At 66.0% G+C, this 20,908-nt stretch carries 21 protein-coding genes and 1 pseudogene; 14 read left to right on the top strand and 8 right to left on the bottom strand.

The window, feature by feature from the left end; all coding sequences use genetic code 11:
- Positions 1 to 248, bottom strand: a 248-nt coding sequence (locus tag JYJ84_RS04915; RefSeq protein WP_275890706.1) for a DnaA N-terminal domain-containing protein, incomplete at its 3' end; no start/stop codon positions are given.
- Between the two features lie 420 nt (positions 249 to 668).
- Here JYJ84_RS04915 and rpmH point away from each other — a divergent pair.
- From rpmH to yidC, 4 genes are all read left to right on the top strand, one after another.
- Positions 669 to 803: a 50S ribosomal protein L34 gene (gene rpmH / locus JYJ84_RS04910; protein WP_004198824.1), complete on the top strand. Its 135-nt coding sequence runs from the start codon at positions 669 to 671 to the stop codon at positions 801 to 803.
- Positions 804 to 818: 15 nt separating this feature from the next.
- The gene (rnpA, locus tag JYJ84_RS04905; protein WP_039364627.1) at positions 819 to 1,280 is read left to right on the top strand and encodes a ribonuclease P protein component; all 462 of its coding nucleotides are present in this window, start codon (positions 819 to 821) and stop codon (positions 1,278 to 1,280) included.
- Between the two features lie 75 nt (positions 1,281 to 1,355).
- Positions 1,356 to 1,622: a membrane protein insertion efficiency factor YidD gene (yidD, locus tag JYJ84_RS04900; RefSeq protein WP_059232865.1), complete on the top strand. Its 267-nt coding sequence runs from the start codon at positions 1,356 to 1,358 to the stop codon at positions 1,620 to 1,622.
- A gap of 8 nt (positions 1,623 to 1,630) precedes the next feature.
- Positions 1,631 to 3,298, top strand: a complete 1,668-nt coding sequence (yidC, locus tag JYJ84_RS04895; protein ID WP_122946567.1) for a membrane protein insertase YidC — start codon at positions 1,631 to 1,633, stop codon at positions 3,296 to 3,298.
- Between the two features lie 102 nt (positions 3,299 to 3,400).
- Here yidC and JYJ84_RS04890 read toward each other — a convergent pair whose 3' ends face one another.
- Positions 3,401 to 3,832, bottom strand: a complete 432-nt coding sequence (locus JYJ84_RS04890; protein ID WP_043184776.1) for a transcriptional regulator — start codon at positions 3,830 to 3,832, stop codon at positions 3,401 to 3,403.
- 336 nt (positions 3,833 to 4,168) lie between these two features.
- Here JYJ84_RS04890 and mnmE point away from each other — a divergent pair, with 336 nt between their 5' ends.
- The 3 genes from mnmE to JYJ84_RS04875 all read left to right on the top strand — a co-directional run bounded on the left by mnmE (position 4,169) and on the right by JYJ84_RS04875 (position 7,388).
- A complete protein-coding gene (gene mnmE / locus JYJ84_RS04885) occupies positions 4,169 to 5,563 on the top strand; it encodes a tRNA uridine-5-carboxymethylaminomethyl(34) synthesis GTPase MnmE (RefSeq protein ID WP_175222388.1) in 1,395 nt (464 codons plus the stop codon).
- 169 nt (positions 5,564 to 5,732) lie between these two features.
- Positions 5,733 to 6,434 carry a hypothetical protein gene (locus JYJ84_RS04880; RefSeq protein WP_175222389.1) on the top strand — a complete coding sequence of 234 codons (702 nt, stop codon included), beginning with the start codon at positions 5,733 to 5,735 and terminating at the stop codon, positions 6,432 to 6,434.
- Between the two features lie 186 nt (positions 6,435 to 6,620).
- Entirely contained in the window at positions 6,621 to 7,388 is a 768-nt protein-coding gene (locus tag JYJ84_RS04875; protein ID WP_175222390.1) for a hypothetical protein, read from the top strand.
- Positions 7,389 to 7,509: 121 nt separating this feature from the next.
- Here the strand turns inward: JYJ84_RS04875 and JYJ84_RS38220 are convergent, their stop codons facing one another.
- From JYJ84_RS38220 to JYJ84_RS04865, 3 genes are all read right to left on the bottom strand, one after another.
- Positions 7,510 to 7,638, bottom strand: coding sequence for a hypothetical protein (locus JYJ84_RS38220; RefSeq protein ID WP_256941070.1), 129 nt, complete (start codon positions 7,636 to 7,638; stop codon positions 7,510 to 7,512).
- A gap of 150 nt (positions 7,639 to 7,788) precedes the next feature.
- Positions 7,789 to 9,147: a diguanylate cyclase gene (locus tag JYJ84_RS04870; protein WP_122946564.1), complete on the bottom strand. Its 1,359-nt coding sequence runs from the start codon at positions 9,145 to 9,147 to the stop codon at positions 7,789 to 7,791.
- 109 nt (positions 9,148 to 9,256) lie between these two features.
- Positions 9,257 to 9,505, bottom strand: a complete 249-nt coding sequence (locus JYJ84_RS04865; protein ID WP_043184773.1) for a DUF2795 domain-containing protein — start codon at positions 9,503 to 9,505, stop codon at positions 9,257 to 9,259.
- A gap of 477 nt (positions 9,506 to 9,982) precedes the next feature.
- Here JYJ84_RS04865 and speG point away from each other — a divergent pair, with 477 nt between their 5' ends.
- From speG to JYJ84_RS04850, 3 genes are all read left to right on the top strand, one after another.
- Positions 9,983 to 10,540, top strand: coding sequence for a spermidine N1-acetyltransferase (gene speG / locus JYJ84_RS04860; protein WP_175222391.1), 558 nt, complete (start codon positions 9,983 to 9,985; stop codon positions 10,538 to 10,540).
- Between the two features lie 488 nt (positions 10,541 to 11,028).
- On the top strand, positions 11,029 to 11,376 hold the full coding sequence (sap1, locus tag JYJ84_RS04855) for a surface attachment protein Sap1 (protein ID WP_027788811.1): 348 nt from the start codon (positions 11,029 to 11,031) through the stop codon (positions 11,374 to 11,376).
- Positions 11,377 to 11,565: 189 nt separating this feature from the next.
- Complete coding sequence (locus JYJ84_RS04850) at positions 11,566 to 12,120, top strand: YaeQ family protein (RefSeq protein ID WP_174960767.1); 555 nt, start codon at positions 11,566 to 11,568, stop codon at positions 12,118 to 12,120.
- A gap of 25 nt (positions 12,121 to 12,145) precedes the next feature.
- Here JYJ84_RS04850 and JYJ84_RS04845 read toward each other — a convergent pair whose 3' ends face one another.
- The gene (locus tag JYJ84_RS04845; protein ID WP_122946562.1) at positions 12,146 to 12,559 is read right to left on the bottom strand and encodes a VOC family protein; all 414 of its coding nucleotides are present in this window, start codon (positions 12,557 to 12,559) and stop codon (positions 12,146 to 12,148) included.
- 431 nt (positions 12,560 to 12,990) lie between these two features.
- Here JYJ84_RS04845 and ada point away from each other — a divergent pair, with 431 nt between their 5' ends.
- The 3 genes and pseudogenes from ada to gshA all read left to right on the top strand — a co-directional run bounded on the left by ada (position 12,991) and on the right by gshA (position 17,210).
- Positions 12,991 to 14,082, top strand: a complete 1,092-nt coding sequence (gene ada / locus JYJ84_RS04840) for a bifunctional DNA-binding transcriptional regulator/O6-methylguanine-DNA methyltransferase Ada (protein ID WP_205189124.1) — start codon at positions 12,991 to 12,993, stop codon at positions 14,080 to 14,082.
- Positions 14,079 to 15,035: pseudogene (locus JYJ84_RS04835) on the top strand (DNA-3-methyladenine glycosylase); the annotation flags it as partial. The gene ada and the pseudogene JYJ84_RS04835, both read left to right, overlap by 4 nt.
- 561 nt (positions 15,036 to 15,596) lie before the next feature.
- The gene (gene gshA / locus JYJ84_RS04830) at positions 15,597 to 17,210 is read left to right on the top strand and encodes a glutamate--cysteine ligase (protein WP_164462634.1); all 1,614 of its coding nucleotides are present in this window, start codon (positions 15,597 to 15,599) and stop codon (positions 17,208 to 17,210) included.
- 108 nt (positions 17,211 to 17,318) lie between these two features.
- On the opposite strand, the gene JYJ84_RS04825 is transcribed toward gshA, so the two are convergent.
- Positions 17,319 to 17,630, bottom strand: coding sequence for a DUF4148 domain-containing protein (locus JYJ84_RS04825; RefSeq protein WP_122946802.1), 312 nt, complete (start codon positions 17,628 to 17,630; stop codon positions 17,319 to 17,321).
- A gap of 535 nt (positions 17,631 to 18,165) precedes the next feature.
- On the opposite strand from JYJ84_RS04825, the gene JYJ84_RS04820 reads away from it, so the two are divergent.
- The gene (locus JYJ84_RS04820; RefSeq protein ID WP_122946555.1) at positions 18,166 to 19,806 is read left to right on the top strand and encodes an L-lactate permease; all 1,641 of its coding nucleotides are present in this window, start codon (positions 18,166 to 18,168) and stop codon (positions 19,804 to 19,806) included.
- A 95-nt stretch (positions 19,807 to 19,901) separates the two neighbouring features.
- On the opposite strand, the gene JYJ84_RS04815 is transcribed toward JYJ84_RS04820, so the two are convergent.
- Positions 19,902 to 20,819, bottom strand: coding sequence for a LysR family transcriptional regulator (locus JYJ84_RS04815; protein WP_122946554.1), 918 nt, complete (start codon positions 20,817 to 20,819; stop codon positions 19,902 to 19,904).
- Positions 20,820 to 20,908: the final 89 nt, after the last annotated feature.

Genomic DNA, 20,908 nt, shown 5'->3' with positions numbered 1-20,908 from the left:
GCCTTGGGATCGAGGACGAACTGGACTTCGATCGGCGTGTTCCAGAATTCGCGGGCCAGATCGGTGATCCGTCCCGAAAACTGGCTCTTGACCCAGTCCAGCTTGAAGCGGTTCGGCGCGGCGATGGACAGCGTGTTCGCCGACGCATCGAAGGCCACCGGGGCCAAGGGTTTGATCCACGTCACGTACTGCTGGGGCGTCAGCTCGCGCTCCAGCAGTGCGGAACAGTGTTGCCAGAAATCGTTCATCAAGTAACTGTCGTTTTTTGCGTGCACAGCGCGGCTCGCCGGCGCCCTTGTCGCGGTAGCGCAACAAGGCCCGAAGCGGTCGTGCGAGCGTGCCTCGGACGCCTGCGTCACAGTCGTGGAGGGGCAGGCGCGAGCCGAAGCGGCGTGCGGGATTCTTGGAGATAAGGCGAGATTCTACCGCCAAACGCGGCCACAGCGCGAGTTATCCACAGGCCGGTTGTGTGGGGCGCGGGGCCGGATCGCCCGGGGTGGGCACAGGCGAGCGACTCCTAAAGTATTGACCGTCAACAGAAAAACGGTTTAAATAGCGGGTTCCGCGAAAACCAATCCTGTATTCCCGGCGATTGCGTTCGCCCGAATGCCTCCGGTTAGGGCACGCGGTCCCCTGAATTTCGACATTCTCGAACAAGTGAGAACATCATGAAACGTACTTACCAACCGTCCGTGACGCGCCGCAAGCGCACCCATGGCTTCCGTGTCCGTATGAAGACGGCAGGTGGCCGCAAGGTCATCAACGCTCGCCGCGCGAAGGGCCGCAAGCGCCTCGCCATCTAAGGCAGGTTGCGCGCTGTGTCCGCCGTCCGCAGTCCTGCGGAAGGTGCCGTCGAGCCGGGTGCGAATCCGTCGCAGACGAAAGCCGCCTTCCCGAAAGCTGCGCGACTTCTGAAAACGGATGAATTTTCATCCGTTTTTCGTTTGCGTCCTTGGCGGCGCTCCGCGCACTTCGTGATTTACGGCAAGCCGACCGGTCAGCCCGCGCGTTTGGGGCTCGTCGTCGGCAAGAAGTATGCGCCGCGTGCGGTGACGCGTAACCTCGTGAAGCGGTTGGCGCGCGATCAGTTTCGCCTGCGCCGGGCCGAATTCGCCGGTTACGACCTGCTGCTGCGGCAGCACACGCGCTTCGACAAGAAAGCGCTGCCGAGCGCGGCTTCCGCCCCGCTCGCGGCGATGTGCGCGGCCGAGATCCGCGAACTGCTCGACAGGGCAGTCCGGGAGATCGCTCGCCGTGCGTCGAAGCCCGCGTCCGAGTGACGCATCCGTCCGCGGTGCGGCGTTCGCGCCTGCCCGGCCGGTTTTGACGCGGCGCCGAACGGCGTCGCCCAAGGTATGGAAACGGTATTGATCGCCTTGCTGCGCTTCTACAAGGTTGCCGTGAGCCCTATGCTCGGCAACCGTTGCCGTTTTTATCCTTCCTGTTCGGATTACGCGCGCGAGGCAATCCAGTATCATGGCGCCGCGCGCGGCACGTATCTCGCCGTCAGGCGCGTGTGCCGATGCCATCCGTTTTCCGCGGGCGGCATCGACCTCGTCCCGCCGCCCAACTCCGACACTCGCGCTAGCGGCGAAGCCGACGCGCGGTCCCATCGACTCTGAGACAACGCATGGATATCAAACGCACCGTCCTATGGGTGATCTTCTTCATGTCAGCTGTCATGCTGTACGACAACTGGCAGCGGTCCCATGGACGCCCGTCGATGTTCTTCCCGAGTGCCACGCAGACGGCCCCCGCGGCCGCTGCCGGCGGTGCATCGGGCACGGGCGCGACGACGACGACCGCAGGTGAAGTGCCTGCCGCCGCAGCAGGCGCCGCACCGTCGACGACGGCACCGGCCGCCCAGGCGCAGCTCGTGAAGTTCTCGACCGACGTGTATGACGGCGAAATCGACACGCGCGGCGGCACGCTCGCGAAGCTGACGCTGAAGAAGCAAGGCGACGGCAAGCAGCCCGACCTGTACATCACGCTGTTCGACCACACGGCCGGCCACACGTATCTCGCGCGCTCGGGCCTGCTCGGCGGCGATTTCCCGAACCACAACGACGTCTACACGCAGCTGAACCCCGGCACGACGTCGCTGACGGGTGACCAGAACGCGCTGAAGCTGTCGTTCGAATCGCCGGTGAAGGGTGGCGTGAAGGTCGTGAAGACCTACACGTTCACGCGCGGCAGCTACGTGATCGGCGTCGACACCAAGATCGACAACGTCGGCACGGCGCCTGTCACGCCGACGGTCTACATGGAACTGGTGCGCGACAACACGGCCGTCGAAACGCCGATGTTCTCGCACACGTTCCTCGGGCCGGCGGTCTACACGGACGCGAAGCACTTCCAGAAGATCAACTTCAGCGACCTCGACAAGAACAAGGCCGACTACGTGACCTCCGCCGACAACGGCTGGGTCGCGATGGTGCAGCACTACTTCGCGTCGGCCTGGATTCCGCAGCAGGGCGTGAAGCGCGACATCTACGCTGAAAAGATCGATCCGACGCTGTACCGCGTCGGCGTGAAGCAGCCGGTCGCCGCGATCGCGCCGGGCCAGTCGGCCGACGTGCAGGCACGCCTGTTCGCCGGTCCGGAAGAAGAGCGCATGCTCGAAGGCATCGCGCCGGGCCTGGAACTCGTGAAGGACTACGGCTGGGTGACGATCATCGCGAAGCCGCTGTTCTGGCTGCTCGAGAAGATCCACAGCTACATCGGCAACTGGGGCTGGTCGATCGTGCTGCTCACGCTGCTGATCAAGGCCGTGTTCTTCCCGCTGTCGGCTGCGAGCTACAAGTCGATGGCGCGCATGAAGGAAATCACGCCGCGCATGCAGGCGCTGCGCGAACGCTTCAAGAGCGATCCGCAGAAGATGAACTCGGCGCTGATGGAGTTGTACAAGACCGAGAAGGTCAATCCGTTCGGCGGCTGCCTGCCGGTCGTGATCCAGATCCCGGTGTTCATCTCGCTGTACTGGGTGCTGCTCGCATCGGTCGAAATGCGCGGCGCGCCGTGGGTGCTGTGGATTCACGACCTGTCGCAGCGCGATCCGTTCTTCATCCTGCCGGTGCTGATGGCCGTGTCGATGTACGTGCAGACGAGCCTGAACCCGACCCCGCCGGACCCCGTCCAGGCGAAGATGATGAAGTTCATGCCGATCGCGTTCTCGGTGATGTTCTTCTTCTTCCCGGCCGGCCTCGTGCTGTACTACGTCGTGAACAACGTGCTGTCGATCGCACAGCAGTACTACATCACGCGCAAGCTCGGCGGAGTCAAGAAGAAGCCGGCCTGACGTCCGTTGCACACGCGGGCGGCGAGCCGCCCGCGATGCACGCAAAAAAAGCCGCATGGTTCACCCATGCGGCTTTTTGCTTTTGGCGGATCCGGTGCGGGGTCAGCCCTTCTTCGCTTCGCCCGAGTCGCCGTAGAACTGCTCGACCAGTTCCTGCACGAGGTAGCGATGATGCGGCGACAACGCTTCGATCTTCGACGCGAGTTCGATCGTCTCGGGTGTCGGCGGATAGCGTTCGTCGCGCGGCAGCGGTTGCGGCGTCGGGTGTTCGATCACGCTCGGCGACGGGCCGTAGTGCAGCCAGTGGAGTTCGACGCGCAGCCATTCGGCGAGCGTGGCGAGTTTGTCCGACGTCGGAATCGTGCGGCCCGTCAGCCATTTATGCGCGGTTTGCGGCGATACGGGCTGCGCTCCGCGGTGGCGCAGATTGAATCGGTTCGCCAGCTCAGTCGCACCGGTGACCTTCTCCGGGCTGCGCCGCAGGGCGAATTTCAGGCGTTCCGAGAACGCGGCTTTTTCTTCGGATGTCGGCATGGGGGAGATTGTGCAATTCCGCCGCCGCGTTTCAGACAACCATTCGGGATAAACGTATCTCGTTCAGACGAATCCCGGTCTTGACCGGAATGGGGTACGAAATTGAGGGCCGCAGCGTTGGGCCGCTCCAGCCGGCATACTCGTCCGAAACGGTGGCGGTGACATCGCGTCGGGCTGATACTTGCCTTATCCCCATCGGGATAAATTCGGACGTGTCCGAATCCTGCGCGGCGGCCGGTGGCTTGCTTGCCGGCACGCTACAATGCCGGCGTTCCGATGCCCGAACTGTTGCGCGGGCGCACCATATTCACTGATCACCCGATTCATCCGATTCCCATGCTCGCTACCGATTCCGATCCGATCGTCGCTATTGCCACTGCTGCCGGCCGGGGTGGCATCGGGGTCGTCCGCGTGTCGTTCGGGCGCGGCGGCGAGGCGGCCGCGTTGCCGCTGATCGACGCGTTGTGCGGGCAGAAGCTCGCCCCGCGCCATGCGAGCTACGTGCCGTTCCTCGACGAGCACGGCGCGCCGCTCGACCGTGGGATCGCGCTGTACTTTCCGGCGCCGCATTCGTACACCGGCGAGCACGTGCTCGAGCTGCAGGGGCACGGCGGGCCGATCGTGATGCAACTGCTGCTGCAGCGCTGCCTCGATGCGGGGCGCGGTTTCGGGCTGCGGCTCGCGGAGCCCGGCGAATTCACGCGGCGCGCGTTCCTGAACGACAAGCTCGATCTCGCGCAGGCCGAGGCCGTTGCCGACCTGATCGAGGCGAGCACCGAAGCCGCCGCGCGTTCGGCCGGGCGTTCGCTCGACGGCGCGTTCTCGCGGCAGATCCATGCGCTCGTCGAAGACGTGATCACGCTGCGGATGCTGGTCGAGGCGACGCTCGATTTTCCGGAAGAAGAGATCGATTTCCTGGAAGCGGCCGACGCGCGCGGCAAGCTTGCGAAGATTCGCGCGCAGCTCGCGCACGTGCTGGGCGACGCGCGGCAGGGGGCGTTGCTGCGTGAAGGGCTGTCGGTCGTGCTTGCGGGGCAGCCGAACGTCGGCAAGTCGTCGCTGCTGAATGCGCTGGCCGGCGCCGAGCTGGCGATCGTGACGCCGATTGCGGGCACGACGCGCGACAAGGTTGCGCAGACGATCCAGGTCGAAGGGATTCCGCTGCACATCATCGATACGGCCGGGTTGCGCGAGACCGAGGACGAGGTCGAGCGGATCGGTATCGCGCGTACGTGGAGCGAGATCGAGCGCGCGGATGTCGTGCTGCATCTGCTGGATTCGCGCAACGGGATGACGGCGGACGACGAGACGATCGCGGCGCGCTTTCCGGGCGGCGTGCCGGTGGTGCGCGTGCTGAACAAGACGGATCTGACCGGCGTGGCAGCGTGTGTCGAGCATCCGGCGGCGGAGGGTGATCTGACCGAGGTGCATCTGTCGGCGAAGCGCGGCGACGGGATCGACATGCTGCGTGCGGAACTGCTGCGGATCGCGGGATGGCAGGCCGGGGCGGAAGGGGTGTATCTCGCGCGCGAGCGGCATCTGATCGCGCTGCGGGCCGCGCAGGAGCATCTGGCGCAGGCGGCGGATCATGCGGAGCAAAGGGCGCAGTCGCTCGATCTGTTTGCCGAGGAACTGCGGCTCGCGCAGGAGCAGCTTAATTCGATTACCGGGGAATTCACTTCGGATGATCTGCTGGGGGTGATTTTCAGCAGGTTCTGTATCGGGAAGTAATGCCGGTGCATTTGAAATTCGACCATCCTGCGTGGCTCGTCATTCGTCTTTAATCGAAACACCCGATCACGATCGCTCTCCCGTTTGCCCACCCGGCCTGCCGTAAAATCGTCCGGCCGGGCAATCTCGACATAACAAATCCCGGCGTCAAAACAAAGAGAGGGCATGTATGGGATTCGGATTCGGAAAGCGCCGCGAGTCATCCGGCAACTCGACCGTCGACCTGACGAAAAACCAGCACTCGCGAGCGAATGACCGCGTCGCGCTGGATCTTGCGTTACGCCGGGCGTTGGCGGTCCTCGAGTGTTGCGCATCGCACGGCGCTTATATCGAGCTCAACGATGCCAAAGTCGGGTGGGACTATCTGAAGGAAAAAGGCCTGATTTCGATCGATCTGGATGCCGAGTGGAACGAATCGGAACGCGTCCTGCTGGCCTATTACAACGCAGGCATTCTCACCGCATCGGATAAGGAGCGTGCCCGGCACCTGGTGGACGTGATCGAGGTGCAACTCCGGGCTGCACGTGGCGAGGTGGTGGGCGTCGTGGATGCCGTTTCCGCGCTCAATCTCGCGCGGCTCAAATATCCTTCGAAGAGCTGGATCGGCGATGGCATCTTCGCTGCCGTGTTCGGCGTGATGGGCGGCGCGATCATCGGTACCGTGGCCGGCAGGTTCGCAGACGATACGACGGCCGTGACCAATGTCGTCTTCGTTCTCGTGATCCTCGGTTCGATTCTCTTCGCGCGCTACAGCCACCAGAAGAGCATTGTCGCGGCAGACGCGAAAATCGCGGCGGCTCAAGCCGAGGTCGATCGCCTCGTCGTCCGGAATCTGTCTCCTTCGGCGGAAGTCTCGTCCGTCGCCGCCTGACAGTCTTGCCAGATGGTTCGTCGTCGCACCGGATGCTACATTGCGTCGGGCCGAACGAGCCGACTCCCGACGCGGTCGGGCTTGCCTGACGAGCGCATCCGCGCCGCGCGATCGCCATCGGGCAACGTGCGGTGCCGAGCGTCGTAGCACCCCGACCGATCCTGCTTTCTCGCACGACCGCCAACCATGTCCCTGTCCCGCCGCCACTTCCTTGCCGCCCTTCCCGTGCTGGCCGCCCGCGCGGCATCGGGCGCGCCCACCGCGTCGCAATCGATCGACCGCAACGCGATCATCCGCGCCGTCTTTGCCGACGGTGCTGCACGTCCCGACCTGGCCGCGCGCCACGTCGCGCTGATGAACCGGCTTCGTGTGATGTGGGTGCCGGTCGAATCCGGTGCGCCCGGTATCGATCCGTCGCAGCCGCTGATCGGCGACGGGCCACCGATCGCGCTGGCCAAGGCGGCACTCAAAACCGACGACGATGTGCTCGCCATTCGCACGCTGGCCGAACTCGGTCGGCTCGTGCCGCAGTTCGTGGCGGGGGCCGGCACGCTTGCGCCGGGGCAATACACGATCCCGCCGGCGCTGCGCAAACTGTTCGCGTTCAAGGAAAGCGGCGTCGACGCGTCGGGCCGTTTCCAGTTTCGCGCTGCGCATCTCGCCGTGCTGAGGGGCGCCAACTGGAGGACGGTCGATTCGGACGCGATCGAGGACGTGCTGGGTGAAGGGGATTTCTGGCCGATGCCCTACATCGACGGCAAGCGGCCGTATGGCGACCGTACCTACTATCAGTTCGACATGGCCGACCTGCTGGGCGAGCCATACAAGCGGGATGGGCGAGGCAATCTGATCGCGGAAGCGAAAAAGGATGCGCGGCTCGAGCGCCTTCACTACGAAACGCTCGCTGCGCTGCAGGTATTTCTGACGCATGCCAGGCTGACCCGCCCGGCCTGATCATGGTGCGGTTCGGCGCGTCGGCCTGCATCGGGCGGCACGGCCGTCGATGCAGGCGAATCGCCCGTTCGCGACGATGCTTCAGCCATCCGCCTGCCGAAGCGTGCCGCACGTCACGACATCAATCCCAGTCCCGATGATGATGGTGGTAGTAGCCGCCACCACCGTAGTAGCCACCGCCATCCGGCACGACGATACAGCCGCTCAGCAACACTGCGACGCCTGCAATCAGCAAAAGGGTTTTCTTCATGGCGCTCACCTGCTCGGATTCAATATGGAACCCAGCATAGCGAGCACCCGCAACACCGGCTGTAAGCGATCGTTTCCCTGTTCTGCAATCCGTAACGGCGGATTATTTCGGTCACAATGACCGTAACAAATCCCCAAACAGCAGACGTTTTCAGGCGGTGACGACCCTGTTTCGCCCGGTATCCTTCGCGCGATACAGTGCGGCATCGGCGGCTTCGATCAACGCATCGGGTGTCGAGAGATCGTCGGCCGACACGGTCGCGCAGCCGACACTCACGCTCACGCGCCCGGCCGGTGACGCCGGCATCGCGAGATCGAGCCGCAGCACCGCTTCACGTGCTTCCTCGGCGACCACCCGCGCGCCGCGCGCCCCCGTGTTCGGCAGCACGATCGCGAACTCCTCGCCACCGTAACGCGCGACGATGTCCGCTGGCCGCCGCACCGCGCCGGCCAGCGCATTCGCGACCGCGATCAGGCATGCGTCGCCCTTCACGTGACCGAACGCGTCGTTGTACGCCTTGAAGCGATCGACGTCGACCATCAGCAGCGACAGCGGTTCGCCTTGCCGTCGCGCCTGCAGGAACAGCGTGTGGAAATGATCGTTGAAGTGCATGCGGTTGAACGCGCCCGTCAGCCCGTCGCGCGCGGATGAGCGGATCAGCGTCGCGTGCGCCTCGAACAGCCGCTGGTACAGCATCGTCACTTCCCACGCGAGTACGCATACGAGCACGCCCGGCGAGAACATGCTGAATACGCGCGCGAGATACCAGCCGACCGTGAAGCGATTGGTGCTCATCAGGTTCAGCGTCGTGTCGGTGAGGCATGCGAGCACCGCGATCGCGAGCCACAGGTCGAGCGTCGTGCGCAGCCGGCCGGTGGCCAGCACGGCAACGAGCGCCAGCGCATTGAGCAGCCACACGACCAGCGCGACGCCGCTGACGGGCAGCACGGCCGCGTCGCCTGGTGGATGAAACGCGGGTGGCAGCGACACGTTCAGCGTGACCACGCACAGCAGCCCGGCGACGGCAGCCGGCCCGCCGATCAGGGCGAGCGTCCACCGGCGTGTCTGCTGCGCGCCGATCGGTGAGCGCGTCAGCCGCTCGCGCGCGAGCAGCGCGACCATCACGAAACCCGGGAAGCCGGCGTGCCAGAAGATCCACATCCACGCGGCGCTTTGCGGTTGCGCGCCTAGCAGCCCGTGCGGCGCGAATACGCCGGGAAAGGTGAGCAGTTGCAGCGCGACGGCGAGCGCGGTGAACGCGTAGGCGCCGCCGAGCGCGCCGAGCACCGGCTGGCGCGTCACGGTGAACTGCGCGCCGAGAAAGAACGCCGCGATGCTCGCGGTGGTGAACACGGTGAGCGCACACATCGGCATGAACGGCTCGATGGCCGGCAGCGCAACGTTCGCGTGCGGCGCGGCGATCCCGAGCGCGAGCACGATGACGAGCGCCGCCAGTGCGCCGAACCAGAGTTGACGGCGTGTCGTGTGCTGGATCAGGATGCCTTCCATGGAGTTCCCCGGGCACGTAGGCGGACACGCCCGGTCTTGCGCCGGGCGACAGGCAGCCGGCCGCTGCGCGACCGGTGCGGCCTGATGCTATCGCGTTATGGGTGCGGGCTCAAACCCCGAGGCCGGGGCCGAAGTTGCCGGCGACCCAGTGCGTGACGGCGTTGACGTCCGCGTAGTCCTGTTCGGGCAGGCCGTCGAGCATCGACAGCACTTCATTGCTGGCACCGGCGTCGCGCGCGGCATCGACGATCGCATCCTTGTTGGCCGGGTAGCGGACAGCCGCCAGCACGTCGGCGATCTGCAGGTCGATCGTTTCGTTGGGAATGTCGTGCGGAGGCTGGGCGGGCTGGTCGTTCACGGCGGCGTCTCGCGGGGTGAGCGGGTTGAGTGGCTTGCGTGGTATTCGGATCGCGGCGGAATTCGGGTGCTTGATGGGACACGTCACGGGGCGCGTCACGGGGTGCATCACGCGTTCACATTCCAGGGCGGCCAGGCCGGCATACCCCGCGAATGGACGGCGATCGACTCAATGCTCGCGTCGCACGCGGCGCCACGGATGCTTCCAGTCGATGTGCGGTGCGTTTTCGTCGCGCGGATGCTGGCGCCGATGTTCCTGCCAAAGTTCGTCGGAAAACAGCGCCGCTACGATCACGAGCGGCAGCACGAGGAAAATTCCGAGTATGACTTGCTCGATCACGATAGCCTCCTCGCGGTGGCAGGAACCCTTGCTCCCATTCTAGGCTCTGAACTTCGCCCGCGTTCAATTTCTTACAGTGCGGAACAGGCCCGGATGCGGCCTTGCCGCACGGGCGCCGGCATCAAAAAGGACATGACCATGCAACTCCAGAACGATACCAACACGCTCGCGCTGCGGCCGCTGGAGCGCCAGGACCTGCGCTTCGTCCACGAGCTGAACAACGACGCAAAGATCATGCGCTACTGGTTCGAGGAGCCGTACGAAACCTTCTCGGAACTGTCACAACTGTACGACCGCCACGTGCACGACCAGCGCGAGCGCCGTTTTGTCGCGGTTGACGCACAAGGTGAACTGGTCGGCCTCGTCGAGCTGATCGAGCTCGACTACATCCATCGCCGCGGCGAGTTCCAGATCATCATCGCGCCGCAATGCCAGGGGCGCGGCTATGCGGGCCAGGCGACGCGCCTCGCGATCGAGTACGCATTCAAGGTGCTGAACATGCGCAAGCTGTACCTGATCGTCGATACGTCGAATGCGGCGGCGATTCACGTGTACGAGAAATGCGGATTCCAGCACGAGGCCGAATTGAAGGAAGAATTTTTCGGAAACGGCGCGTATCACAACGCTTATCGCATGTGCATTTTTCAGCGCGATTATTTCGAGCGTCAGCCATCCGGCCTGAATACAGCAGGGTAAACACGCTGGCGAAAGGCGCTTGCGGCGGGGCTTCCGCGGGCGCTGAAACCATGCGGAGAAGTACGGATAAATACGGATTCGCTTATACCTGGCATTTTTCTTGTATCAGGTAAATACGATTCCGCGTTGCGGTAAAGTCGAATCGTTTCGAATGACTTTATGTGCGGCGCATCAAAATGATCCGGATAGCGAAATGGATTATCCAAACCGTTCAATCGCCGCCTGGTAATTTTGCTGAAAGTCTTGCTGTGCAACGCTTTCCGCCCAGCGTCGCGGGCCTGCCCGCCGGGCGGCACGCGTCGTCACGGCTGCGCGCGGCGCGAAAGACGGGCTGCGCACGGGGTGCGACAATCCGCCGCTATTGCGGTCGCACAACAAATGTGCTTGCTATCGCTTGCCGGTCTTCTAAAGTGAAAAACGCGGGTTCACGATCACCTTTAAACACATAGCTAACCCAAGCCTGGTGCCCGCAAGCCTGGAGACAGAACATGATGAAGCGTACCGGTATCCTTTTTGCCCTCGTCGGCGCATTTTGCGCGGTGTCGATTGCCCAGGCGGGCGGCGATTCGGCCGTCAAGCCGACGCAGGAAATCCAGTTGACGAAGAACGCATGGGGCTGCCTGTCGAAAGACAATCTGGACTCCGTACTGAGTCACGAGCGTGACGGCAAGTCGCAGGCGAAGCAGCAATACTTCGACGACTACCGTTGCCTGTCGGTGCCGGAAGGCCAGCGTTTCCGCGTGGTGTCGGTCGATCAGGGCGACGTGCAGTTCGTCAGCGCCGACAACAGCGACCAGCAGGGGCTCTGGACCGATTCGCGCTTCGTCAAGCAATAACCGTCCCATCACCGCGCCGTCGCACGACGCGCGAGCGCGCCGGCCCGATCGGCCGGCGGCGCGAACCGAACACGGCCCGGCCCATGCCGGGCCGTTGCGCTGTGGGTGGCACATGACACGCGCCGGACGCCGCGCATTCGGTATCATCACGGCCCGACCGAACCGAATGCCCGCCCGGGCCGCATCCGCATGGCGCTGAAATCCACGATCTACAAAGCCGAACTGCAAATCGCCGACATGGATCGGCATTACTACGCCGATCACGCACTGACGGTGGCGCGCCATCCGTCGGAAACCGACGACCGGATGATGGTGCGCATCGTCGCGTTCGCGCTGTTCGCGCACGAGCGGCTCGAATTCTGCAAGGGGCTGTCGGACGTCGACGAGCCCGATCTGTGGCAGAAGGACCTGACGGGCGCGATCGACGTCTGGATCGAAGCCGGCCAGCCGGACGAACGGCGCATCTCCAAGGCGGCCGGCCGCGCCGGGCAGGTCACGGTGATCGCATACGGCGGCAAGACGTCGGATATCTGGTGGCAGGGCGTGCGCAGCAAGGTCGAACGGCTGCGCAACGTGCAGGTGCTGTCGCTGGATGACGGTGTCGCAGCCGCGCTCGGGAAACTCGCGGAGCGCACGATGCGCCTGCAATGCACGGTGCAGGACGGCGCCGCGTGGATCTCGAGCGCCGACCACGATCCGGTCGCGGTCGAGTGGACGGTGCTGAAGGCGCGCGCGGACGCGTGACGGCCCGCGCGCCGGCTGGCCGCGTTCAGCCGATCGCGGCCGGCGGCCCCTTGAATTCCAGCATGTTGCCTTCCGGGTCGAACAGGTAGATCGACGGCCCGTAGCCGCCGGCGCCGTAGCGTTCCGCCGGGGCGCCCGGCCGTGCGCCATGCGCGGCGAAATGGGCGGTCAAGGCTTCCGGATCGAACGGCTCGACGCGCAGGCACACGTGATCGAGATTGCGTCCCGTGCCGGGCGGGCCGCTGTCGGCGCGGTCGATCGGGCCGCCGACCGACAGCAGGTCGATCAGCGCGTCGCCCGCGCGCAATTGCACAAGGCCCAGATCGGGCTGTTCCTTCTCCACATGGCAGCCGACGGCGTCGCAGTAAAAGCGCGTCATCGCGGCCATGTCGGTCACGCGCAGCACGATGTGATCGATTGCGCGGATAGTCGGTTTCATGGGCAGGCACTCCTTCGCGGTCCACGAGCATCGAGTGTAGACGTATCGCGCCTGCGCCGCCGGCCGGAACGCGGCACAATCGACGGACGAAAAAAAGCCCGTTCACGCGGAGCGGAACGGGCTTAATCCATATCAGGAGGAGACATGGAGGAGACAGTTCCAACTATACACACGGCGATGGTGCGACGCAATATTTCGAATGCAAAAAATCGTCAGGACGGCGATTTGTCGCATCCGCAGTGCAGCAAAATGGTGACGGTACGATGACGAAAACCGTGCTGGAACAGCCGGCGCGCGCGTTTTGTCGGATTTATTTTCAATCGATCCGCCCCCGGTTCTCCGGAGCGAATCACAGAGCAAGATTCAGGGCGCGACGGCGTGTGCCGATGTCTAGAGTAGGTCCCATCTACACTAGAGAGTGCGAGGTTCAGATGAAAACCGCCTATCCGACCGATGATGCCCGCTGGGGCGCCGTCACCGAGCGCGATCCGCATGCGGACGGCGCGTTCTTCTACGCCGTGAGCACGACCGGCGTGTTCTGCCGCCCAACTTGCGCGTCGCGGCTGCCGCGCCGCGAAAATGTGTCCTTCTTCGTCGATACGGCCGCCGCGCGTGCGGCCGGCTTCCGGCCCTGCAAGCGCTGCCAGCCGGAAGGGTTGCCGCGCGAGCTCGAGATCGTCAATCGCGCGTGCGCGGTGCTCGACGCGCACGCGGAACGGCTCACGCTGCAGCAGCTGAGCGATGCCGTGCACGTGAGCCCGTTTCACCTTCAACGGCTCTTCAAGCGGGTGGTCGGCGTGTCGCCGCGGCAGTACCAGGCCGCGCAGCGCGGCGCCGCGCGGCGGCAGGCGCTGCAAAGCGGGCAGCCGGTCACGCAGGCGGCCGTCGACGCGGGCTTCAACTCGCCGTCGCGGCTCTATGCGTCGGTGCCGCGCGAGCTCGGGATGGCGCCGTCGGCGTTCCGCCGCCAGGGCGCCGGCCTGCGGATCGACTATGCGACCGCATCCACGTCGCTCGGCACGGTACTCGTCGCCGCGACCGAACAGGGCATCTGCCGGATCGCGTTCGGTGACGAACCGGTAGCGCTCGCCGGCGAGCTGAAGGACGCGTTCGCGCGCGCCGAGCTGGTCGACGCGCCGGCTAGGCTCGCCCCGTTCATCGCGCAGATCCGCGCGTACCTGGACGGCACGCGGCACGCCTTCGACCTGCCGCTCGATATCGCACCGACCGCGTTCCAGCAGCGCGTGTGGGAAGCGCTGACGCATATTCCGTACGGCGAAACGCGTAGCTACTCGGAGATCGCCGAGGCGCTGGGTGCGCCGCGCGCAGTGCGCGCTGTCGCGTCCGCGTGCGCGTCGAACCCGGTCGCGCTCGCGATTCCGTGCCACCGCGTCGTCCAGAAGGGCGGCGCGCTTTCCGGGTATCGTTGGGGCGTGCGCCGCAAGGCGACGTTGCTGGCGTCCGAGGCGCGGCATGTGCATGACGATGAAGCCGAAACCGTTGCGGAGGGCAGCGCAGTTTGAGCATCGCAAAGACAACCATCACATCCATCGTGAACGGCGGCCCTGTGCCGCCGTCCGCGCAAATGGAACTGCGCTTCAATGCGCCTTACGACTGGGCGCGCGTGCTGCGCTTCTTCAGCGGGCGCGCGATTCCTGGCGTCGAGCAGGTGGCGGACGGCGTGTATCGCCGCATCGTCGACCTGCACGGCGATGCCGGCCGGCTCACGGTCGCGAAGCATCCGCGCAAGCATTGCCTGGTCGCGACGGTCGAAGGTGCGGTCGCGCGTCATGTCGACGACGCGTTCGCCCTGCGCGTCGCGACGATGTTCGACCTCGGCGCCGATCCGGCCGCCATCGGCAGCGGGCTGGCGCGCGATCCGTGGTTCGCGCCGCTCGTCGAGGCCGCGCCGGGGCTGCGCGTGCCGGGCGCATGGTCGGGGTTCGAGCTGGCCGTGCGCGCGATCGTCGGCCAGCAGGTGAGCGTGAAGGCTGCGACGACGATCGTCGGCCGGCTCGTCGAGCGTGCCGGCGAGCGAGTGGTTCATGAAGATGACGGCGCGCCCGCATGGCGCTTCCCGACGCCCGACGCGCTGGCCGCCTGCGATCTCGACAAGATCGGAATGCCCGGCAAGCGGGTGGCGGCACTGACGGGCGTGGCGCGCGCGGTGGCGGCCGGCGACGTGCCGGTCGATCGCGAGCACGCCGATCTCGCGACGCTGCGCAGTGCGTGGCTCGATCTGCCCGGCATCGGCCCGTGGACCGTCGAATACATCGCGATGCGCGCATGGCGCGATCCGGACGCATGGCCGGCCTCCGATCTCGTGCTGATGCAGTCTATCGCCGCGCGCGATCCGGCGCTCGACCGGCTGGCAACCCAGAAGCGCCGCACCGAAGGCTGGCGGCCGTGGCGCGCGTACGCGGCGCTGCATTTGTGGAACGAAGTGGCCGACCGGGCGGGCGGCGCGCGCGGCGGGGGAGGGCGGCTGCAATCGCGGCCGGGTGCGGCCGGGTGCGACCTGGCGAGGCTGCGATGCAACCCGTTGCGCAGGTCGTGTCGGCATGCGTAGCCTGACTACCGGACACCGGACACCGGACACCGGACACCGGACACCGGACACCGGACACCGGACACCGGACACCGGACACCGGACACCGGACGCCGGACGCCGGCCGTCACGGCAATTCCGCGCATCCGTCGTCGGCAGGATGCCGGGCGCGCAATGCGCACTTACCCCTCTTCCCGCGGTCGATTCGGCGGCAGGGTTGCACCTGCCGCCACCCGTCCGCGCGTCAGGTTCCATCGGACAAATTCGTATAACCGACTTGCCCGTTGCCGCCGCCTGGAACCGGTGGCACATGCGGCGACCGCCGCGACCGGCCCGTCCGGCGGCCCGCTGCGGCCCGCGCGCTGCCCGGCGCCACCTCAAGCGCGTGTTTCGGCGAGATGTTAAAGTGCCCGCTACCAACGAAGCGACCAACAATCCAGCCGGCCGCGCGCGGCGTTCTGCGCGCGGCCGTCACGCACTTGCGTCTCCATGTCGAACACCATGACTCACCGCCAGTCCGAACTGCTGCTGAAGCGCCTCGACGCGCTGAGCTCGGGCCCGACGCGGCAGCATCTGCCCGACGGCCTGCGCGGCATCGAAAAGGAAAGCCTGCGCGTGACGCGCGACGGGATGATCGCGTTCACGCCGCATCCGCGCGCGCTCGGTTCGGCGCTCACGCATCCGTCGCTGACGACCGACTATTCCGAAGCGTTGATCGAGCTGATCACGCCCGCGGAAGGCGACGCCGCGATCACGCTCGAACGTCTCGACGATCTGCATCGCTACGTGTATGCATCGCTCGGCGACGAGATGCTGTGGAACGACTCGATGCCCGGCCTGCTGCCGGCCGACGACCAGATTCCGATCGCCGACTACGGCACGTCGAACATCGGCCGCCTGAAGACGGTGTACCGGCGCGGCCTCGCGTATCGCTACGGCCGCACGATGCAGTGCATCGCCGGCATCCACTACAACTACTCGCTGCACGAGGAAGTGTGGCGGCGCCTGCATGCGGAAGAAGGGTCGACGGCCACGCTCGTCGATTACCAGTCGGAGCGCTATCTCGCGCAGATCCGCAACTTCCGCCGCCGCAGCTGGCTGCTGATGTACCTGTTCGGCGCGTCGCCGGCGCTCGACACGAAGTTCCTGCGCGGCAAGCCGCACAAGCTCGACACGTTCGATGCCGATACGCTGTACCTGCCGCATGCGACGAGCCTGCGGATGAGCGATCTCGGCTACTCGAACACGACTGCCCAGGCTGCGCTGCACGTCGACTACAACACGCTGCCCGGCTATCTCGACGCGCTGTCGAAGGCCGTGAGCGAGCCGTATCCGGCCTACGAGGCGATCGGCACGCATCGCGACGGCGAGTGGATTCAGATCAACACGAACGTGCTGCAGATCGAGAACGAGTTCTACTCGACGATCCGGCCGAAGCGCGTCACGTATTCGGGCGAGCGGCCGTTGCATGCGCTCGCATCGCGCGGCGTGCAGTACATCGAGGTGCGCTGTCTCGACATCGATCCGTTCGAGCCGACCGGCATTGCGCTGGAAACCGCGCGCTTCATCGACGCGTTCCTGCTCGCGTGCGCGCTCGACGAGAGCCCGGCGCTCGACTGCCCCGCGTACCAGGAAGCGAACGCGAACTTCGGCAGCGTGACGATGGAAGGGCGCAAGCCGGGGCTCACGCTGCAGCGCGACGGCGAGTCGATCACGCTGCAGGCATGGGCAGACGATCTGATGGCCGATATCGAAACCGTCGGCCGCCGTCTCGACGAGATCCGCGGCGGCGACGAGCATGCGCGCGCGATCGCCGCGCAACGCGAGAAGCTCGCCGATCCGGAGCGCACGGCGTCCGCGCGCGTGCTGCGCACGATGCGCGAACGCGGTCAGTCGTTCCTCGGGTTCGCGCTGGCGCAGAGCGACGCGCATGCCGCGCATTTCCGCGCGCATCCGCCGTCGGCGGAGACGCTGCGCGTCGAGCAGGCGCTTGCCGCGAAGTCGCTGGCCGAACAGGCCGAGCTCGAAACGAAGGAGGCCGGATCGTTCGATGCATTCGTCGCGGCCTATCGCGCATATACGCTGAACCGCTTCAGCGTGTGATCTTGCGCACGTGCACCGCGTCGATCGGCGCGGTGCGCGATGCGCCTCTCCATCGCCGGTCGGTGCGCACCGTTCATCGTTGCGCGCGCGATCCGGCTCGATCAGCCGTCAGTGATGCGCGTACGTGCCGCGATCGATCGCAGGCGGTACCGCCGGCTTGCCCGATTCCACGTTTGCCCCGCCGTCGCTGCCGTAGCCGGCGTTCTCGCCGCGCGCCTGCGCGGCACGGCGCATGATCGCCTGCATGTTGTCCGGAAAGTCGGGACTGCTCGCGAGGCTCGTCCGGTAGCCGGCGGCCTGCAGTTCAACGAGTTCCTGGCGGACCTCGGCGCGCGTCAGTGGCGATGCGGCCTGCGCGTGGGCGGAGAAGGCCGCGCCGATCAGCACGCATGCGCATGCCGCCTGTTTCATCGTCTTCATCATGTTCACTCCGTGAGGTTCCGGTGCCGCGCTTGCCGTGGCCGGCGCGGGCGGAATCGATGCGACCAGTCTAGGCTTCGGACGCCAAACGAAACATCCCGCCCGCCGTCAGGCACCTTTGCCGCACGTGCAACATTGCGCGGCAGGCGGCGTTGCGCTGCGCCGGCGGGCCGCTCGTGACGGACTGCCTGTCGGCTGCGACAGCGAGCCGCCCGCTGCGGGTCAGCGGGCGGCCGGTGGTTCGTATCGGGTCGGTACGCATCGGGCTTGTCCCCCTTGTACAAGCGCTGCGCGCCTCCTAACCTCTTTTAAGCGACCGATCGGTTGGCCGCACGACGTCGTTGCGTGCGCAAGCGCCTGATTGCTGTCGCGACTGCAGAACGACCGCTTTGCACCGAATTCGGGGGGCACCGCCGCGCCACCCTGGGTCGACCGCCGTGGGGGTGGAGTAAGCGCTGAAGCGCTAACTCCACCCAACCACGCCATGGGATCCGAGTAGGCGCTAAAGCGCCAACTCGGATCGACAGGAGACACGATGAACCCCACCGACGCCCTACCGCCCGGCATCGTCTTCGCGCAGCCTTTGACGCCGGTCGCCAATTCGCTGCTGCTGTCCTTCCTCGTCGCCGCGATTCCGATTGCGGTCGCGCTGATCGCACTCGGCGTGCTGCGCCGCCCCGCGTGGCAGGCATCGCTCGCCGGGCTCGTCGCCGGCCTCGCGGTCGCGATCGGCGCGTGGGGGATGCCCGCCGGGCTCGCGTTCAACGCGGTCGGCGCCGGCATGGCGCTCGCGGTCGTGCCGGTGATGTGGATCGTCTTCAACGCATTGCTGCTGTACAACATCGCGGTGAAGTCGGGCCGCTTCGACCAGTTCCGGCAATGGATGCTCGACAACCTGCCCGACGACCGCCGTCTCGTGCTGCTCGTCGTCGCGTTCTCGTTCGGCTGTCTGCTCGAAGGGATCTCGGGCTTCGGCACGCCGGTCGCGATCACGAGCGCGCTGCTGATCGCGCTCGGCTTCCCCGCGCTCGAAGCGCTCACCTATACGCTGCTGTTCAACACGGCACCGGTCGCGTTCGGCGCGCTCGGTGTGCCGATCACCGTGCTCGGCGCGGTGACGTCGCTGCCGCCCGCGACGCTCGCGCAAATGGTCGGCCGCCAGCTGCCGTTCTTCGCGCTGCTGCTGCCGTTCTACGTGGTCGGCGCGTATGGCGGGCTGCGTTCGATCTCGAAGCTGTGGCCCGCGCTGCTCGTGTCGGGCGGCAGCTTCGCGATCGCGCAGTTCGTCACGTCGAACTTCCTCGGCTACCAGCTCACCGACGTGCTGTCGTCGCTCACGTCGCTGATCGTCACGATCGGCTTCCTGCAGGTGTGGAAGCCGCAGCCCGATCCGCAATACGCGCTCGCGCGCAGCGTGCCCACGACGGCCGGCGCCGCGCGCGCGGGCTTCGGCGGCTGGCTGCCGTGGCTCGTCGTATCGGTGGTCGTGATCGTCTGGGTGCACGCGAACATCGCGGCGATCGGCGACGTGAAGATCAAGTGGCCGGGCCTGCACAACGCGGTGTTCGTGTCGCTGTACCACAAGCCGTATGCGGCGATCTGGGACTTCCAGCCGCTCGGCACGGGCACCGCGATCCTCTTGTCGGCGATCATCACGGCCGCGTTGACGCGCACCGGCATCGGCGATTTCTTCGAATGCGTGGCGAAGACCTGGCGGCAGACATGGATCGCGATCGTCACGGTGATGATGATCGTCGGGCTCGCGTACCTGTTGAACTACTCGGGGATCAGCTACACGCTCGGCACCGGCGTTGCGTCGACCGGCGCGCTGTTTCCGCTGGTGTCCGCGTCGCTCGGCTGGATCGCGGTGTTCCTGTCCGGCAGCGATACGTCGGGCAACGCGCTGTTCGGCAACCTGCAGGTGGTCGCCGCGCGGCAGCTCGGCCTCGACCCGGTGCTGATGGCCGCGACCAATTCGTCGGGCGGCGTGATGGGCAAGATGATCTCGCCGCAGAACATCGCGACGGGTGTGTCGACCACCGATCTGAAGGGGCAGGAGGGTGTCGTGTTCGCGCGCACCTTCTGGCACAGCGTGATCCTCACGCTGCTGCTCGGCGTGCTGGTGTTCCTGCAGCAGCACGTATTGACGTGGATGATTCCGGCGCTGCCGAAGTGATGTGAGCGCAACGACTGCAGGAAGGCACGAGGAAGAACGAGGGAAGGCGCGGGAAAAGCGCCACTAATGTGCGGAACCGGTGAGCGCGCGGCAGTTCAGCGCGCGTTCGCCAGCCGCGCCGTTCGTCCTGCTTCATCCGTCCCGGCCGCGTCGCTGCCGGCCGGCAGGATGCACGCGAGGAACGCGTCGATCGCGGGGCTCTGGCGGCGCGCTTTCAGGTAGTACACGTATTCGTCGATCGTCGTGTCGACGCCGCGCAGCGCGATCACGCGCAAATCCGGATGACGTTCGGCCTCGCCGAGCGGAAACAGGCTGCCACCCACGCCATGCAGGATCGCCTCGCGGATCGCTTCGCGGCTGCCGATCTCGGCAACCGATACAGCCGCGATGCCAGCCGCTTCAAGGATCGTCTCCGTGCAGCGGCGCGTGACCGAGCCTTCCTCGCGAATCAGCAATCGCACGTCGGCAAGCTGTGCCGGATCGATCGCATCGAAACGCGCGAGCGGATGGTTGCGATGCACGACGAGCACGAGCGGGTCGGTCGAGATCACCTTGCGTTCGAGGCCGTCGGCATCGTTGCGCTGCGACGAGACGGCGAGATCGATGCGGAATTCCTGCAGCGCCTGCAGGATTTCCTCGGAGTTGCCGATCCGGCACGTGAGTGCGATCGACGGATGCGCGTTCGAGAAGCGGCCGACCGCGTCCATGATGTAGTACGGCCCCGTCGCACCGATCCGCAGGTGGCCTTCGAACAGGCCGCCGACGTTGCGCAGCATGATGTCGGCCTGCGCCTCGAGCGCGATCATCTTCTCGACGAGCGGCAGCAGCTCGATGCCCGTCTCGGTGACCTCGAGCTTGCGTCCGCTGCGGTGGAACAGCTCGACGCCATACACCTGCTCGACCTGCCGGATCTGCGCGGCAATCGTCGGCTGGCTCACGCCCAGGTGGCGCGCGGCGCGCGTGATGCTGCCCTGCCGGACGGTCGCGTGGAACGCCTTCAGCTGATCGAACACGACTCGGCTTCTCCCCTCTGTATCGCGCGTCAGCGTAGCGCATGCGTATGTCGGCCGGATGAAAGGCGTGTCGTGCGCCGCTTCGAAAA

Origin of the sequence: Burkholderia sp. LMG 13014, assembly GCF_905232215.1 — a bacterium.
Taxonomy (GTDB): domain Bacteria; phylum Pseudomonadota; class Gammaproteobacteria; order Burkholderiales; family Burkholderiaceae; genus Burkholderia.
The sequence above is the reverse complement of the archived record's forward strand: the minus strand, read 5'-3'. Positions and strand labels throughout refer to the sequence as shown.